This is a genomic window from Mycolicibacterium chengduense (assembly GCF_033741155.1).
Classification (GTDB): Bacteria; Actinomycetota; Actinomycetes; order Mycobacteriales; family Mycobacteriaceae; genus Mycobacterium.
Genome location: NZ_JAWQNH010000006.1, coordinates 244,903 through 259,637, shown reverse-complemented (window position 1 = coordinate 259,637; position 14,735 = coordinate 244,903). Strand labels below are relative to the sequence as shown.

The following is a 14,735-nucleotide window of genomic DNA, read 5'->3' as shown; positions in this document are numbered from 1 at the left end:
TCCCCGGATCCGGTCCCGTCACCGGTGGCCCACAACCCCGCTGCGCCGCCGACGGCGCCGCGCGCCGGGCCGGAGGTGCGGCGCAGGGTGCGGACCGCACGCCGATACCGTTGCAGCGGCGTCTCGTCACGCAACCGGGCGGCTCGACGCCGCCGGACCCAGCCGTCCTACGAACGACCGAATCTGTTGCCCTACACGGTCGGGAACCGGTAACTGAGCGCATCGGCCAAGCGGGTGAGCGTGGCCAGCTCGGCCTCTTTCATCTTGATGGCCCGCTGCAGCCGGCTCACGCCGAAACCCATACCGTCGAGTTCGCGCTTGGCCAGCGCCGCCCGCTGATGCGCCAAATCCTCCGTGACCGCCGAGCGCAACTCGTCGAGCAGATTCAGGTAGTACTCGGCCTGGCATACGTCACCACGATGGGCGACGGCCGGCCGCACAGTACGCGCGGCGGAGGTCTGCATCAGCGCACGGTGCCAGACGGTTATTTCCCCGACACAGCACCCGATTCACGACCTGTCACGATGTGTTCACCGCGACCGCCGACCCGCGGTGAGCACTATCGTGGGACTGTGCGAACGCGGCGCCGACATCACCCCGGGCAGACGGCCGCGGCCGTCGCCGCCCTGGAGTTGCCCGACGCGGTATTCAAGACGTGCCCGTGGGAGCCCCGCGAACTTGTCGAAATCGGCCTGCGCCAATGGCTTCGGTGCTGCGGCGCGGCGTTGCGGGACAACCAGGTGATCGGGATGCCCTCGCACGCCGTCGACGAGGCCTGGCACGGACTGATCCTGTGCACTGCCCGCTATGCCGCATTCTGCGACCGGGCCTACGGCCGCTTCCTGCACCACCACCCCGACGGCGATGCGTCTGCCACGGCGGACTCGATGGCCGAGCAGTTGCGCCGCACCGTCATCGCCTGGTCACTGGTCGCCGAACCGGGCGAGCAGTGCGTGCTGTGGGACCTGGACCGACGCGTCGGCGTCGAGCACCCGTGGGGAATCGACCCGCAGAAGGTCCGGCAGATCGACGACGCACTGGCGAATCTTCCTGGGCGTCAACGCCGTTAGCGTCTACTTGCGCAGGCGCCAGGCATAGATCGCGATGCCGAGCCCGATCAGCGCGGTGATCGGCCCGATGATCGACCATGTGGTGGTGTTGCTCATCGGACTGCCTTGGAGGGCGCCAAAGCCCTGCAGGGCCCACACCGTCCCGAAGAACGCCAGCACCACACCGATACCGATCACGAAGTAACGCACCACTCCACAGTAGGCCGTCGCACCGGCCGCGGCCCGCCGTCAACCGACGGTTGACGAAGAGGCTGCGTCAACCTACCGTTGACGCATGGCCGAAACCCCGTCCCCCACGTCCTCCGTCAGCCTCGACACCCTGATCCGCGCCATCAAGTCGGTCCACGACGACGCGCTGGACCAACTCACCGACGCGATGCTGGCCGCCGAACACCTCGGCGAGGTTGCCGACCACCTCATCGGTCACTTCGTCGACCAGGCGCGGCGCTCCGGCGCCTCCTGGACCGAGATCGGTGCTCGCATGGGCGTCACCAAACAGGCCGCCCAGAAGCGCTTCGTGCCCAAAGCCGACACGATCGACCCGAACGAGGGTTTCGCCCGCTTCACCCCCCGCGCCCGGGCCGCCGTCGTCGCCGCCCAGGACACCGCGCGCGACGCCGGCAACACCGAGATCACCCCCGACCACCTGATCCTGGGTCTGCTCGGCGACGAGGGCTCGCTGGGCATCGCCGTCATCAAGGCACAGGACATCACCACCGCCGCCATCCGCGACGCCGTCCGGCTCCCCGCCGACACCGGCGAGAAACTGAGCCTGGTGCCCTTCAGCGGCTCGGCGAAGAAAGTCCTGGAATTGACCTTCCGCGAGGCGCTTCGCCTGGGCCACAACTACATCGGGACCGAACACCTCCTGCTGGCGCTGCTGGAATCCGAGGACGGCAGCGGCCCGCTGCACCGCGTCGGCATCGACAAAGACCGCGCCGAGACGGATCTGGTCTCGCTCCTGTCCGCCCTGTCGGGAATGAATCCCGGCGACACGGAGTAGTGAATGCCATGACACTCAACGAAGCCGCCCGCACCCTCATCGGGGCCGGCGCCGACGCCACACTGGTCACCATCAACCCGGACGGCACCCCGCAGGTGTCGGTGGTGTGGGTCGCTGTGCAGTCCACCTCCGACGGCGACGAGCTGGTGTCCGCGCACCTGTCGGAGAACTACAAGAAGGTGCGCAACGTGCGCCGCAACCCGAACGTGGCACTGACCATCCTGGCTCCCGCCAAACCCGGACTGCAGCGCGAGTACCTGTCGGTGAACGGGACCGCGCGGGTCGTCGAGGGCGGCGCTCCCGAGCTGCTCAAGGACCTGGCGACCGCGCTGCTCGGCTCCGCCGAACACTTCCCGCCGGCCGATGCGCCCGACGGCTTCCTGACCCGGATCCGCATCAACGCGGTGGGTGGGCACGGCCCCTGGGTCGAGTAAAGCTCCGACGCGCGCGAAGGCATGTGCCAAGATGCCAGACATGCTTCGCGCGATGGCGGCAGTGATTGCTGGACTGACAGCGGTGATGGCGTTCGGGCTGGCGCCGCAAGCGGCGGCGGCGCCCAAATCCACCGACGCCGTCGCCCCGATCGGCAATCTCGGAGACACGTTGCACGTGCAATTCGACGATTTCGCCGCCGACGTCACGGTGCACGACGTGGTCCCCACCGACGTCCCGCCCGGCTGGACCTGGAACGGCTCGCCGCGCTGGCGCGCCACCGGTGGGCCGTGGAAGGCGCCGGTCACGGTGCACGTCATCTCCGCACCCAACCCGTACCAGCTCTCCATCGCCACCACGTTCAAAGGGGTCACCCCCTACGCCGACGCGTACACCGCCAAGCACACCGACGCCCCGGACTCGCTGGAGACCGCGCTGCTCAACGCTCCCCCGGGCTCGACCGTCGACGGCGCGGTGTACTGGGACGTCTACCGCGGTCTGGTGACCAATGTGGTGATGCTCAACCCGCAGACCGGTACCCACCTGGCGCAGTGGAACATCTGGCAGCCGGGCACCCCGCTACCGTAAGGACCATGCGCGTCGAACCGGCCGGGCCCCGGGACCTGTCCGAACTGGCGCAGGTGGCCGCGACCACCTTCCCGTTGGCCTGTCCGCCGGCGGTATCCCCCGACAACGTCGCCGCGTTCATCGCCGCCAACCTGACCGCCGACCACTTCGCGCGTCACCTCGACGACCCGCAGCGGATGGTGCTGCTCGCTCGCAACGACGACCGAATCCTGGGCTACGCCATGCTGATTCGCGCTGCACCCGACGACGCGGGCGTGGCGGCGGCGGTGCCGCTGCGACCGGCCGTCGAGCTGTCCAAGATGTACGTGCTGCCCGACGTGCACGGCGAAGGCGTGTCGGCGGCCCTGATGACCGAGGCGCTGCGGCGCGCCGCGGAGCTGGGCGCGGCCTGTGTCTGGTTGGGCGTCAATCAGGAAAACCAACGGGCCCAACGCTTCTACACCAAGGCGGGATTCACGGTCAGCGGTACCAAGACCTTTCGGCTCGGCGACCACACCGAAAACGACTACGTCATGGTGCGTGCTGTTTAAGCACTCTGCGCGGCGGCGGTCAGCGCCAGCAGACGTGAGGTGGCACGCAGATACTTCTTGCGGAAGCCGCCGGCCAGCATCTCGGCGCTGAAGATGGTGTCCAGCTTGGTGCCCGACGCCAGCACGGGAATACCTTCGTCGTAGAGCCGGTCGGTCAATGACACCAGCCGCAGCGCCACGCTCTGGTCCTCGATCGGGTGCACGCCGGTGATGAACACTTCGCGCACGCCCTCGATCAGCGCGTGATAGCGCGACGGGTGCATGGTGGCCAGGTGCGCGCACAACGCGTCGAAATCGTCCAGGGTGGCCCCGGGCACCCCCTCAGCGCGGGCGCGCACGTCATCGTCGGACAGCGGCTCCGGCGCGGGCGGCAGGCCGCGGTGCCGGTAGTCCGGACCCTCCACCCGCACCGTGGTGAAGATCGCCGCCAGCGTGTTGATCTCCCGCAGAAAATCCTGCGCGGCGAACCGGCCCTCACCCAACTGCTCGGGCAACGTGTTGGAGGTGGCCGCGATGGACACCCCGCGCTCCACCAGCGCCGAGAGCAGGCGCGAGATCAGCGTGGTGTTGCCCGGATCGTCGAGTTCGAACTCGTCGATGCACACCACCACGTATTCGGCGAGCAGATCGATGCATTCGGTGAAACCGAACACCCCGGCCAGCTGGGTCAGCTCGCCGAACGTCGCGAACGCCGTCGGCGCCACGTCGGCCGCTGACAGGGCGTAATAGGTCGAGGCCAGCAGGTGGGTCTTGCCGACGCCGAACCCGCCGTCCAGGTAGACCCCCACCCCGGGCAGCACCTCACGCTTGCCGAACAGTTTCTTCTTGCCGGCGCGCCGCGCCAGCGCCTGCTCGCAGAACGAGCGGCACTGCACCACGGCCTGCGCCTGCGACGGCTCCGCGGGATCGGGCCGGTAGTTGTCGAAGCTGACATCGGCGAAGGTCGGCGGCGGGACCAGCCGCGCGACCAGCTGTTCCGGCGTGACCTTGGGGTGCCGATCCACCAGAGCTTCGACACCTGCGCCGCTTTGCATGTCGTGCACCCTATCGACGTGCTGCAATGATCCCCATGTCGGATGCCGCCGCTGGGACAGAACTCACAACGCTGCAACCCGCCGGGGGCACCACCGACGGCCAGCTGGCCGAGCAGTACGGGTATCCGGACGGGCTCACCGACTGCTGGGTGCGGGCCAACTTCATCACCAGCCTGGACGGCGCCGCCACCACCGGCGGACGCTCCGGCGGGCTGGGCGGGGCGGGCGACCGGGGGCTGTTCGGGCTGATGCGCGCCCTCGCCGACGTCATCGTCGTCGGCGCGGGCACCGTGCGCACCGAGAACTATTCCGGCGCCCAACTCAGCGCCGGCGAACGGGCGCTGCGCCAGGACCGCGGCCAGGCCGAGATCCCACCGATCGCGATCGTCACCCGCTCGGGCCGGCTGGACAACGATCTGCTGGTGTTCACCCACACCGAGGTGGTGCCGCTCGTGCTCACCTCGCACAACGCGGCCGGCGGCGCTCGCGGCCGACTGGCCGGGCTGGCCGAGGTGCACGACTGCTCGGCCGGTGATCCCGACGAGGTGGATCCGCACGCCATGGTCGCGACCCTGGCCGGCCTCGGGCTGACCAGAGTGCTCACCGAGGGCGGCCCGAGCCTGCTGGGCACCTTCATCGCCGCGGACCTGCTCGACGAGCTGTGTTTGACCATCGCCCCGTTCGTCGTGGGCGGCACCGCCAAACGCGTCACCGACAGCCCGCACGAGGCGCTGCGCCGGCTGTCCCCCCGGCATGTGCTCACCGATGCGGAGGGCTACCTGTACACGCGGTACAGCCGTTAGTGCACAAGTGCCGGCGCTGACCATCGCTACTGTGGTCGGCATGCGTACGGCCCCGGGAATGCGTCCACTTGCGGCCATCGGTCTGGGTGTGACCGTCATGCTGCTCACCTCATGCGCTCCGCTGCTGGCCGCAAACCCGCGCTACGCCACCGACTCCGGCGCCCACCCGCAGGGCCAGCCCCCGACGACGAGCACGGTGGCCGGGCCGCCTCCCATCGCTGCCCCCAAGAACGACCTGACGGGCTGGCGAGACTGCACGGCGCAGACTTTCAGCACGGCCGCCGTCGCGCCGGTGCCCGGCGTCAAGCTGGAATGCACCACCTTCGAGGCCGATCTCGACCCGATCAGCGGCGCCAACGGCACCCTCGACATCGGCGTGGTGCGGGCGTCGCGGGCCGACACCCCCGCCGACGCGGGGCCGTTGGTGATGACCACCGGAACCGACCTGCCGTCGTCGATCCAGCTGCCCGCCTGGCTGAGCCGCAGCGGCACCGACGTGCTCAAGACGCATCCGATCGTCGCGGTGGACCGCCGCGGGACCGGCACGTCGGCCGCCATCAACTGCCGCGACGCCTATGACCGCCAGGAGATGATCGACCAGGCCCAGTTCGAGTCCGGTGACGATCCCGTGGCCAACCTGAGCGCCATCGCCCAGACCGCCACCACCAGCTGCACCGACACCATCGCCCCCGGCGACTCGGCCTACGACAACGCACACGCCGCCGAGGACATCGAACGACTGCGCAGCACCTGGAATGTCGACACCGTGGCCCTGCTCGGCATCGGGAACGGGGCACAGGTCGCCCTGGCCTATGCCGGGTCCCACCCGAACAAGGTGTCGCGCCTGGTGCTGGATTCGCCACTGCCACTGGCGATCAACGCCGAGGCCACCGCCGAACAGAAGGTGAAGGGCCAGCAGGCCGCCTTGGATGCGTTCGCCGCGCAGTGCGCCGCCGTCAACTGCCCGCTCGGGCCCGACCCCAAGGGCGCCGTCGACGCGATTCTGGCGTCCGCCCGCGCCGGCAACGGACCCGGCGGCGCCAGCGTCGCCGCCGTCGCCGACGCCATCAGCACGGCGTTGGCCTTCCCTCGCGGTGACCGGGTGGCCGCCACCAACGCGCTGGCCGGGGCGCTCGCCGCGGCCCGCGGCGGAGACGCCGGCGGCCTGAACGATCTGATCAACCAGGCCGACGCGGTGCGCCAGACCGACGGCCAGTTCGTCAACGGCTGCAGCGACGCCCTCAACCGCCCCACCCCCGACCGGGTGCGGGAATTGGTCGTCGCCTGGCCGAAGCTCTACCCGCAGTTCGGTACCGTCGGTGCGCTGCGCATGGTGAACTGCCTCAGCTGGCCCAGCGGCAACGCCCCCAAGGATCCCAAGGATCTCAAGATCCCGGTGCTGCTGCTCGGCGTGCAGAACGACCCGATCATCGGCAACGAGGGCGTCGCCGCGGTGGCCGCAACCATCATCAACGCCGGCGCCACCAGCAGGCGGGTGATCTGGCAGGGCATCGGCCACGGCGCGACCATCTACAGCCCCTGCGCGTTGCCGCCCGTGCTCGGCTACCTGGACACCGGCAAGCTGCCCGAGACCGACACGTTCTGCCCCGCCTGAACGGAGGCCGGCGCGGTGCAGTGTACGGTGCGCAGGTGGCGCCAACCGATATCATCCTGAGCGTCTTTCGGCCTCGCACGACCGCTCCCAGCACCGCCAATGTGGTCCGGGCGGCCCTGTGGCCGATCGCGATCATGTCGATCATCCACCGCAGCTACGTGCTGTCCACCAATGGCTACATCACCGACGATTTCGGGCCGGTGTACCGGGCGGTCTCCAATTTCCGGCGGCATTGGGACATCTACAACGAGCACTTCAACTACGTCGATCCGCACTACCTGTACCCGCCCGGCGGCACGCTGCTGTTGGCGCCCTTCGGGTTTCTGCCCGAATTCGCCTCTCGGTTCTGGTTCGTCGCGTTCAACTCGGTGGCCGTCATCATCGCCGCCTGCATTCTGGTACGGCTGTTCAAGTTCTCGCTGACGTCGGTGGCGCTGCCCGCCCTGCTGCTGGCCATGTACTGCACCGAATCGGTGACCAACACACTGGTGTTCACCAACATCAACGGCTGCCTGCTGCTGGCCGAGGTGCTGTTCTTCTACTGGCTGCTGTCCGGGAAGGTGAGCCACCAGTGGTGGGCCGGTGCCGCGATCGGATTGACGCTGGTGGTCAAACCGCTGCTGGTACCGCTGCTGCTGCTGCCGGTCCTGAACCGACAGTGGCGCGCGCTGGTGACGGCGTTCGCCGTGCCGTTGGTGTTCAACGCGGTGGCCTGGCCACTGTCGGCCGACCCGATGGGCTTCGTGCACAACACCGTGCCCTACATCCTGGAAACGCGCGACTACTTCAACTCCTCGATCCTGGGCAACGGCATCTACTACGGCCTGCCCATGTGGCTCATCGTGGTGCTGCGGGTGGCCGCGGTGATCTTGGCCGCCGTCAGCCTGTGGCTGCTGTACCGGTACTACCGGGTGCGCGATCCGCTGTTCTGGATGCTGACGTCATCGGGTGTCCTGCTCATCGCGTCGTGGCTGGTGTTGTCCCTGGCGCAGGGTTACTACTCGATGATGCTGTTCCCGTTCCTCATGACGGTGGTGTTGCCCAACTCGGTGGTGCGCAACTGGCCGGCCTGGCTGGGCGTGTACGGCTTCCTCACCATGGACCGCTGGCTGCTGTGGCGCTGGCCGACGACGGGCCGGTTCCTGGAGTACATGAAGATCACCTACGGCTGGTCGCTGCTGCTGGTGGTGGTGTTCTGCGTGCTCTACTACCGCTACGCCGACGCCAAGGCCGACGGCCGACTGGAGGCGGGCATCGACCCGCCGTGGATGACGGAGGACCGGCCACGCGCTAGCGTGGCGACATGACCGACGCAGGACTGCCGGCACCTCGCCTCCAGCTGACCGATGACCAGTGGCGGGACAAGCTCAGCGCCGCCGAGTTCGCGGTGCTGCGCCGCGCCGGTACCGAGCGCCCGTTCACCGGCGAGTACACCGATACCAAGACCCCCGGCCTCTACGAATGCCGGGCCTGCGGCGCCGAGCTGTTCCGCAGCACGGAGAAGTTCGAATCCCATTGCGGCTGGCCGTCTTTCTTCGATCCTGCGGATTCCGACGCGGTGATCCTGCGCCGCGACGACTCGCTGGGGATGACCAGGGTCGAGGTGCTGTGCGCCAACTGCCACAGCCACCTCGGCCACGTCTTCGAGGGTGAGGGTTACCCGACCCCGACCGACCAGCGGTACTGCATCAACTCCATCTCACTGCGGCTGGTGCCCGCCGGCGCCTGAGCGCTTCGGCCGGCACCGTCAGGGCAAGCGGGACAGCAGGTCCTCCACCGCGACCCGCGGACCGGTGAAGAACGGGGTCTCCTCCCGGACGTGGCGGCGGGCATCGGTGTAGCGCAGCTTCCACATCAGCTCGACGATGCGGGCCAGATCCGGCCCCTCGAAGGCCAGGATCCACTCGTAATCGCCGAGCGCGAAGGCCGGCACCGTATTGGCCCGGACATCGGGGTACTCCCGGCCGGCCATGCCGTGCTCGACGAGCATCTTGCGGCGCTCGTCGTCGGGCAGCAGATACCAGTCCAGCGACCGCACGAACGGGTAGACGCAGATGTAGTCGCCCGGCGCCTCACCGGCGATGAAGGCCGGCACGTGGCTCTTGTTGAATTCGGCGGGCCGATGCAGCGCGACGACACTCCAGACCGGGTCACTGGCCAGCCCCAGGGTGGTCCGCCGGAACGCGGTGTAGGTGGCCTGCAGGTCCTCGACCCGCTCGGCGTGGGTCCAGATCATGAAGTCGGCATCGGCCCGGAACCCGGCGACGTCGTAGAGCCCGCGCACCACGACGCCGCGTTCCTCCTGCTGTTTGAGGAAGGTGGCGGTCTCGTCGATCACCGCGGTACGGTCGGCATCCAGCGCCTCGGGTTGCACGGAGAACACCGAGATCATCATGTACCGGGTCATCGAGTTGAGCGCGTCGTAATCGAGCTTGGCCATACCGCTATCGTGCCACGCCCGAGCCGGTCAGTTTCTCGGCCGCCCGGGTCGCCGCCGCAACACACGCGGGCACCCCGATACCGTCCAGATATGCACCCGCGACGGCCAGCGTCGCGGGCAGCCCGTCGCGAATCTCGGCGACCACATCGGCGTGCCCCGGCGCATACTGCGGCATCGCGTCGATCCAGCGCTGCACCCGGCAGTCCACCGGCTCGGCGACGATGCCGAACAGCCGGTCCAGGTCCGCCAGCGACCAGTTCAGCAGCACGTCATCGCCCACGCTGCGGGCCAGCTGATCACCGAACCGGCCGAACGAGAACCGCACCAGCTCAACGTTGCCGCGCCTGCCCCACTTCTGCGTGGTCAACGTGATGGCCTTGCTGTGCAACGTTTCTCCCGCGGCGACGAGCACCCCGGACTGGTTGGGCAGCGGTGTCCCGCCGGGCAGCGCGAGGGCCACCAGCGCGGACGAGGCCACCTGCACCCGACGCGCCGCCGCCGCGCTGCGCGGCGCCACGTGCTCGATGAGCCGGCTCAGCCGCGGGGCCGGCACCGCCACCACCACACCGTCGGCGCTCCAATGCCCGCCCTCGTCGTCGACCAGATCCCAGCCGCGTGCCGACCGCATCACCCGCTCGATACCGGCCTGTACCCAGCGCACGCCGGCCTGCCGGGCCAGCTCGTCGACCAACACGCCGTAGCCGCCCGCGATGGCGCCGAACACCGCCCCGTCCCGCGGCGGTGGCAGCGCCTCGCGCACCGCGGCATGCAGGCTGGTCGCACCCCGGTCCAGGGCCGCGGCCAGGGTGGGGACCGCCGAACGGATCCCGATGGTGTCCGCCGAACCGGCGTACACCCCGGTGAGCAGCGGCTCCACCGACCGGGTGACCACCTGCGCACCGAATCGGTCACCGACCAGCTCGGCGACGGACGGGTCCGCGCCGGCACGCCACCGCAGCGGCCGGCCCGGTTCGGCCGCGATGCGGGCCAGGGTGGCGTCGTCCACCAGGCCGGCCACCGCGGAAGCCTGGGCCGGGATGCCCTGCAGCGTGCCGGTGGGCACCGGGTGCAACCGGCCCTGGCTGTAGAGCAACGGGCGCGCCCCGACGCTGGCCACCTGCCTGCCTGCCAAGCCGAGCTCGGCAAGCAGTGCCGGCACCTCCGGCCGGCGAGCGATGAACGCCTCGGCGCCCAGGTCCACCGAGACCCCGCCGACCTGCTCGGTGCGCAACACACCGCCCAGCCGGTCGGCCGGATCGAACAGCGTGATCTCCGCATCTGGACCGGCCGCAACGCGCAGTCGATACGCGGCGGTCAATCCCGAGATGCCGCCGCCGACAACGCAATAGGCCGATTTCACAATGAGTGCACCAGTTCCACCAGCTCGGTGATGATGTCGGGGTCGGTGGCCGGTAGCACACCGTGACCGAGATTGAAGATGTGCCCGGCGGCGCCCTTGTCGACGGCCGCGCGTCCATCGTTGACGACGGCGCGCGCCGCACGCTCCACCACCGGCCGGCCGGCCAGCAATACGACGGGATCGAGGTTGCCCTGCAGGGCCGTGCCGGGCCGCACCCGAGTGGCGGCATCGGCGAGCGAGGTGCGCCAGTCCACCCCCACCACCGTCGCCCCGGCCTCCCCCATGGCCCCCAGCAGCTCGGCGGTCCCCACCCCGAAATGCGTCATCGGCACCCCCTCGCCCTTGAGCGCATCGAACACCCTCGAGCTGTGCGGTAGCACGGAGGCCCGATAGTCGGCCAGCGACAGGGTGCCGGCCCAGGAATCGAAGACCTGGATGGCATCGACACCGGCGGCCAGCTGCGCCTTCAGGAAGGCGATCGTGAGGTCGGTGAGCGCCGTCATCAGGGCGTTCCAGGTCTCCGGATCACCCAGCATCATGGCCTTGGTCTTCTCGTGGTTGCGGCTGGGGCCGCCCTCCACCAGGTAGGAGGCCAAGGTGAACGGCGCACCGGCGAACCCGATGAGCGGGACGTCGCCCAGCGCGGAGACCAACAGCGAAATCGCCTGCGAGACCGGCGCCACCTGTTGGGGTTCAAGGGGTTCGAGGGAGTCGACATCGGCCCGGGTCCGGATGGGATGGTCGATGACGGGTCCGACGTCGGGCACGATGTCCAGCGCAACCCCGGCGGCCTTCAGGGGCACGACGATATCGGAGAACAGGATGGCGGCGTCCACACCGTGTCGGCGTACCGGCTGCAAGGTGATCTCGCAGACGAGGTCCGGGTCGAAGCAGGCCTCCAACATCTTGTGGTTGGCCCGCAGTTCGCGGTACTCGGGCAGCGAACGGCCAGCCTGGCGCATGAACCACACTGGTATACGCGAGGGCGTACGACCGGCAGCGGCGGCGAGGTAGGGCGACTCGGGCAGGTCACGGCGGGTATTCATCGGCCACCATGTTGCCACGAGGGACCAATCCGGCGCGCCTGCGCACCCGTCGGGCCGGTTGGGTCTAGCGTGATTTGGTGTGACGTCCGCCGAACCGGCTCAGTTCCGTACCGCGGTCGCGGCGATGAATGCCGCGACGGTGCGGCCGGAGATCGAGCTGGGCCCGATCAGGCCCCCACAGCGGCTGGCCCCGTACAGCTACGCGCTGGGTGCTGAGGTCCGCCACCCCGAGGCGGCTGTCGTGCCGGAGCGCTCCGATGGCGACGCGTTCGGCCGGTTGATCCTGCTGCACGACCCGGAGGGCGCCGAGGCCTGGGACGGCACCATGCGGCTGGTCGCCTATATCCAGGCCGACCTGGATTCCACCGAGGCGGTCGACCCGCTACTGCCCGAGGTGGCCTGGAGTTGGTTGGTCGACGCGCTGGCATCACACGCGGACGCGGTGACGGCCCTGGGCGGCACCGTCACGGCGACCACATCGGTGCGCTACGGCGATATCTCCGGTCCACCACGCGCCCACCAGTTGGAGTTGCGGGCGTCCTGGACGGCCACCGACCTCGAACTCGGGCCGCACGTGCAGGCATTTTGTGAGGTCCTCGAGCATGCGGCCGGCCTTCCGCCGGCGGGAGTCACCAGCCTGGGCTCCCGTACGCGCGCCTGATGACCGATCCGGCGCCGGAATCCGAAACCGATTCCCCGGAACCCGAGCCCACCCCGCTACTGGCGCCCGCCGACGGGGTGCCCGACCTGTCGGTCTATCCGAGCGATATCGCCAGGGCCGCCGAAAAACTCGCCGGCGGCACCGGCCCGTTCGCCATCGACGCAGAGCGGGCATCCGGTTTCCGGTACTCGAACCGGGCCTACCTGGTGCAGATCAGGCGGGCCGGCGCGGGCACGGTGCTGATCGACCCCGTCAACCACGGTGACGACCCGCTGCAGGTGATGGCACCGGTGGCGCAGGTGCTGGCCACCGACGAGTGGGTGCTGCACGCCGCCGACCAGGACCTGCCGTGCCTCGCCGAACTCGGGATGGCCCCGCCGAGCCTGTATGACACCGAATTGGGCGGCCGGCTGGCCGGTTTCGAACGGGTCAACCTCGCCGAGGAGGTGCGCCGGCTGCTGGGACTCGGCCTGGTGAAGGGGCACGGCGCGGCGGACTGGTCCAAACGGCCACTGCCCCCGGAATGGCTGAACTACGCGGCACTGGATGTGGAGGTGCTGGTGGAGTTGCGGCACGCGGTCGCCGCCGTGCTCGAAGAGCAGGGCAAAACCGAATGGGCCGCACAGGAATTCGAGTACCTGCGCAGCGTCGAACCCACCCCGACCCGGCGCGACCGGTGGCGCCGCACGTCCGGTATCCACAAGGTGCGCAACCCGCGGGCGCTGGCCGCGGTGCGCGAGTTGTGGACCACCCGGGACCAGATCGCCGCCCGGCGGGATATCGCGCCCGGCCGAATCCTGCCTGACTCGGCGATCATCGCCGCCGCGGTCGCCGATCCCGATACCGTCGAAAAGCTCACGGCACTACCCATTTTCGGCGGCAGCCGGCAGCGGCGCAGCGCTGCGGTGTGGCTGGATGCGCTGGCCAGGGCGCGCCAAGACCCCCATCCGCCGACGGCTGCCGAACCGGTGAACGGCCCACCGCCGACGTCGCGGTGGTCGCGGCGCAAACCGGAGGCCGCCGAGCGGCTGGAGAAGGCGCGAGCCGGACTTGCCGAACTGTCCGAACGGGTTTCGGTGCCGGCAGAGAACCTGCTCACCCCGGACACCCTGCGTCGACTGTGCTGGGACTGGGAGCCGGTGCCCGATGTCGGGGCCGCCGTCGACGAATTCCTGGCGCAAGCCGGGGCGCGCCCGTGGCAGCGCGAGTTGACAGGTCCGGTGCTGACGGCGGCGTTATCGCCCGACGTGGGCTAGAAACGCCTTCAACACCGCCTCCGGCGCCTCGATTTGGGGCCAGTGCGCGATGTCGTCAGCGAGCAGATACACATCGGGATTCGGGATGACCTCCGAATAGCGTTGCGCCATATGCCGCCCCGAGTTCGGATCCGACGGTCCGTTGATGAAGCGCATCGGCACCGCGGTCTCGCGCATGGCGCGCACCCATCGGTTGCGGTAGGTGTACCGATCGGTGACGAACCGACCGAGTTTGTGGGTGACCCGCTTGCCGTCGTGGTAGTCCAGGATCTCGTGGAACTGGTCCATCATGTGCGGCGTCGGTTTGGTGTGCACCCCGAACATCTCCTTGATGGTGGGGTCGAACAGCCGCCGCGACAGCGGGCTGGCTTGCAACGGACTGATGATGTCGCCCAACGGGGTTCGCGACAACAGCTGCTGCAGCAACCGGGGTTCGTAGGCCTCCACGAACAGCCCGCCGTTGAGCCAGGTGATCGAGTCGATGTGCAACGAGCCGTAGACCTGCTCGGCCCGCTCGTGGCGGGCCAGCAGTTCCTGGCCCACGGACACCCCGAGGTCGTGGGCCAGGATATGAGCCGTGTCCACCCCCAGGTGCGCCAGCAGCGCCTCGTGCATATCGGCGTGGTCGGGCACCGAGTAGCCGTATCGCTGGGGCTTCTCCGAGAAACCCATGCCGATCATGTCGGGGGCGATCACGGTGAATCGGGCGGTCAGTTCCGGCCAGATCAGGGCCCAGTCCCAAGAGTTGAACGGATACCCGTGGATGAGAAGGAGATTCGGGCCGGTGCCCTCGTACCGGTAGAAGATGTCGAAGCCGAGGTAGTCGAACGACTTTCCCGCGGCCTTCCATTGCGCAAGCTCGGCGTCCATGGACCGAGCGTAACTGGGTTCTAAAAT

At 69.1% G+C, this 14,735-nt stretch carries 18 protein-coding genes; 11 read left to right on the top strand and 7 right to left on the bottom strand.

The features are described from left to right. Positions 1-191: 191 nt before the first annotated feature. Positions 192-464, bottom strand: a complete 273-nt coding sequence (locus SBI67_RS23220; RefSeq protein WP_318982812.1) for a hypothetical protein — start codon at positions 462-464, stop codon at positions 192-194. A gap of 108 nt (positions 465-572) precedes the next feature. Between SBI67_RS23220 and SBI67_RS23215 the strand changes: the two genes are divergently transcribed. Then, positions 573-1,070, top strand: a complete 498-nt coding sequence (locus SBI67_RS23215) for a UCP032817 domain-containing protein (protein ID WP_318982811.1) — start codon at positions 573-575, stop codon at positions 1,068-1,070. 3 nt (positions 1,071-1,073) lie between these two features. Here the strand turns inward: SBI67_RS23215 and SBI67_RS23210 are convergent, their stop codons facing one another. Beyond that, positions 1,074-1,262 carry a hypothetical protein gene (locus tag SBI67_RS23210; RefSeq protein ID WP_318982810.1) on the bottom strand — a complete coding sequence of 63 codons (189 nt, stop codon included), beginning with the start codon at positions 1,260-1,262 and terminating at the stop codon, positions 1,074-1,076. 82 nt (positions 1,263-1,344) lie between these two features. Here SBI67_RS23210 and SBI67_RS23205 point away from each other — a divergent pair, with 82 nt between their 5' ends. The 4 genes from SBI67_RS23205 to SBI67_RS23190 are packed head-to-tail and all read left to right on the top strand — an operon-like array spanning position 1,345 to position 3,623. Beyond that, on the top strand, positions 1,345-2,073 hold the full coding sequence (locus SBI67_RS23205; RefSeq protein ID WP_318982809.1) for a Clp protease N-terminal domain-containing protein: 729 nt from the start codon (positions 1,345-1,347) through the stop codon (positions 2,071-2,073). A gap of 8 nt (positions 2,074-2,081) precedes the next feature. After that, complete coding sequence (locus SBI67_RS23200; protein ID WP_318982808.1) at positions 2,082-2,507, top strand: PPOX class F420-dependent oxidoreductase; 426 nt, start codon at positions 2,082-2,084, stop codon at positions 2,505-2,507. A gap of 52 nt (positions 2,508-2,559) precedes the next feature. Next, entirely contained in the window at positions 2,560-3,093 is a 534-nt protein-coding gene (locus SBI67_RS23195) for a hypothetical protein (RefSeq protein WP_318982807.1), read from the top strand. Positions 3,094-3,098: 5 nt separating this feature from the next. After that, positions 3,099-3,623 (top strand): GNAT family N-acetyltransferase, encoded by a 525-nt coding sequence (locus tag SBI67_RS23190; protein ID WP_318982806.1) that lies wholly within the window; start codon positions 3,099-3,101, stop codon positions 3,621-3,623. Here the strand turns inward: SBI67_RS23190 and zapE are convergent. Continuing rightward, positions 3,620-4,657, bottom strand: a complete 1,038-nt coding sequence (gene zapE, locus SBI67_RS23185; protein WP_318982805.1) for a cell division protein ZapE — start codon at positions 4,655-4,657, stop codon at positions 3,620-3,622. The two genes, SBI67_RS23190 and zapE, sit on opposite strands and share 4 nt — an antisense overlap. 35 nt (positions 4,658-4,692) lie before the next feature. On the opposite strand from zapE, the gene SBI67_RS23180 reads away from it, so the two are divergent. Genes SBI67_RS23180 through msrB form a run of 4 tightly spaced genes read left to right on the top strand, consistent with a single transcriptional unit; the run spans position 4,693 to position 8,804 of the window. Beyond that, the gene (locus SBI67_RS23180; RefSeq protein WP_318983035.1) at positions 4,693-5,460 is read left to right on the top strand and encodes a pyrimidine reductase family protein; all 768 of its coding nucleotides are present in this window, start codon (positions 4,693-4,695) and stop codon (positions 5,458-5,460) included. Positions 5,461-5,518: 58 nt separating this feature from the next. Then, entirely contained in the window at positions 5,519-7,075 is a 1,557-nt protein-coding gene (locus tag SBI67_RS23175; RefSeq protein WP_318983034.1) for an alpha/beta hydrolase, read from the top strand. A gap of 20 nt (positions 7,076-7,095) precedes the next feature. After that, positions 7,096-8,382, top strand: a complete 1,287-nt coding sequence (gene aftC / locus SBI67_RS23170; protein WP_318982804.1) for an arabinofuranan 3-O-arabinosyltransferase — start codon at positions 7,096-7,098, stop codon at positions 8,380-8,382. Further along, entirely contained in the window at positions 8,379-8,804 is a 426-nt protein-coding gene (gene msrB / locus SBI67_RS23165) for a peptide-methionine (R)-S-oxide reductase MsrB (protein WP_318982803.1), read from the top strand. Before aftC ends, msrB begins: the two co-directional genes overlap by 4 nt. An 18-nt stretch (positions 8,805-8,822) precedes the next feature. On the opposite strand, the gene hemQ is transcribed toward msrB, so the two are convergent. From hemQ to hemE, 3 genes are read right to left on the bottom strand one after another with little or no spacing between them, the layout of a single operon-like run. Next, positions 8,823-9,515 (bottom strand): hydrogen peroxide-dependent heme synthase, encoded by a 693-nt coding sequence (gene hemQ, locus SBI67_RS23160; protein WP_318982802.1) that lies wholly within the window; start codon positions 9,513-9,515, stop codon positions 8,823-8,825. Between the two features lie 4 nt (positions 9,516-9,519). Beyond that, a complete protein-coding gene (locus tag SBI67_RS23155; RefSeq protein WP_318982801.1) occupies positions 9,520-10,875 on the bottom strand; it encodes a protoporphyrinogen oxidase in 1,356 nt (451 codons plus the stop codon). After that, complete coding sequence (gene hemE / locus SBI67_RS23150) at positions 10,872-11,921, bottom strand: uroporphyrinogen decarboxylase (RefSeq protein WP_318982800.1); 1,050 nt, start codon at positions 11,919-11,921, stop codon at positions 10,872-10,874. Before hemE ends, SBI67_RS23155 begins: the two co-directional genes overlap by 4 nt. Positions 11,922-12,045: 124 nt before the next feature. Between hemE and SBI67_RS23145 the strand changes: the two genes are divergently transcribed. Together SBI67_RS23145 and SBI67_RS23140 are read left to right on the top strand one after the other, a co-directional pair. Next, on the top strand, positions 12,046-12,582 hold the full coding sequence (locus SBI67_RS23145; protein WP_318983033.1) for a DUF3000 domain-containing protein: 537 nt from the start codon (positions 12,046-12,048) through the stop codon (positions 12,580-12,582). Further along, the gene (locus SBI67_RS23140; RefSeq protein WP_318982799.1) at positions 12,582-13,838 is read left to right on the top strand and encodes an HRDC domain-containing protein; all 1,257 of its coding nucleotides are present in this window, start codon (positions 12,582-12,584) and stop codon (positions 13,836-13,838) included. Before SBI67_RS23145 ends, SBI67_RS23140 begins: the two co-directional genes overlap by 1 nt. Here the strand turns inward: SBI67_RS23140 and SBI67_RS23135 are convergent. Then, positions 13,818-14,708: an alpha/beta fold hydrolase gene (locus tag SBI67_RS23135; RefSeq protein WP_318982798.1), complete on the bottom strand. Its 891-nt coding sequence runs from the start codon at positions 14,706-14,708 to the stop codon at positions 13,818-13,820. The genes SBI67_RS23140 and SBI67_RS23135 overlap by 21 nt on opposite strands. Positions 14,709-14,735 lie beyond the last annotated feature (27 nt).

What these genes read in the sequence shown, in the direction of transcription:
- SBI67_RS23220 (WP_318982812.1), bottom strand. Translation starts at nt 464, where the DNA reads ATGCAGACCTCCGCCGCGCGTACTGTGCGGCCGGCCGTCGCCCATCGT.
- SBI67_RS23205 (WP_318982809.1), top strand. Translation starts at nt 1,345, where the DNA reads ATGGCCGAAACCCCGTCCCCCACGTCCTCCGTCAGCCTCGACACCCTG.
- SBI67_RS23200 (WP_318982808.1), top strand. Translation starts at nt 2,082, where the DNA reads ATGACACTCAACGAAGCCGCCCGCACCCTCATCGGGGCCGGCGCCGAC.
- SBI67_RS23195 (WP_318982807.1), top strand. Translation starts at nt 2,560, where the DNA reads ATGGCGGCAGTGATTGCTGGACTGACAGCGGTGATGGCGTTCGGGCTG.
- SBI67_RS23190 (WP_318982806.1), top strand. Translation starts at nt 3,099, where the DNA reads ATGCGCGTCGAACCGGCCGGGCCCCGGGACCTGTCCGAACTGGCGCAG.
- zapE (WP_318982805.1), bottom strand. Translation starts at nt 4,657, where the DNA reads ATGCAAAGCGGCGCAGGTGTCGAAGCTCTGGTGGATCGGCACCCCAAG.
- SBI67_RS23180 (WP_318983035.1), top strand. Translation starts at nt 4,693, where the DNA reads ATGTCGGATGCCGCCGCTGGGACAGAACTCACAACGCTGCAACCCGCC.
- SBI67_RS23175 (WP_318983034.1), top strand. Translation starts at nt 5,519, where the DNA reads ATGCGTCCACTTGCGGCCATCGGTCTGGGTGTGACCGTCATGCTGCTC.
- msrB (WP_318982803.1), top strand. Translation starts at nt 8,379, where the DNA reads ATGACCGACGCAGGACTGCCGGCACCTCGCCTCCAGCTGACCGATGAC.
- hemQ (WP_318982802.1), bottom strand. Translation starts at nt 9,515, where the DNA reads ATGGCCAAGCTCGATTACGACGCGCTCAACTCGATGACCCGGTACATG.
- hemE (WP_318982800.1), bottom strand. Translation starts at nt 11,921, where the DNA reads ATGAATACCCGCCGTGACCTGCCCGAGTCGCCCTACCTCGCCGCCGCT.
- SBI67_RS23145 (WP_318983033.1), top strand. Translation starts at nt 12,046, where the DNA reads ATGAATGCCGCGACGGTGCGGCCGGAGATCGAGCTGGGCCCGATCAGG.
- SBI67_RS23140 (WP_318982799.1), top strand. Translation starts at nt 12,582, where the DNA reads ATGACCGATCCGGCGCCGGAATCCGAAACCGATTCCCCGGAACCCGAG.
- SBI67_RS23135 (WP_318982798.1), bottom strand. Translation starts at nt 14,708, where the DNA reads ATGGACGCCGAGCTTGCGCAATGGAAGGCCGCGGGAAAGTCGTTCGAC.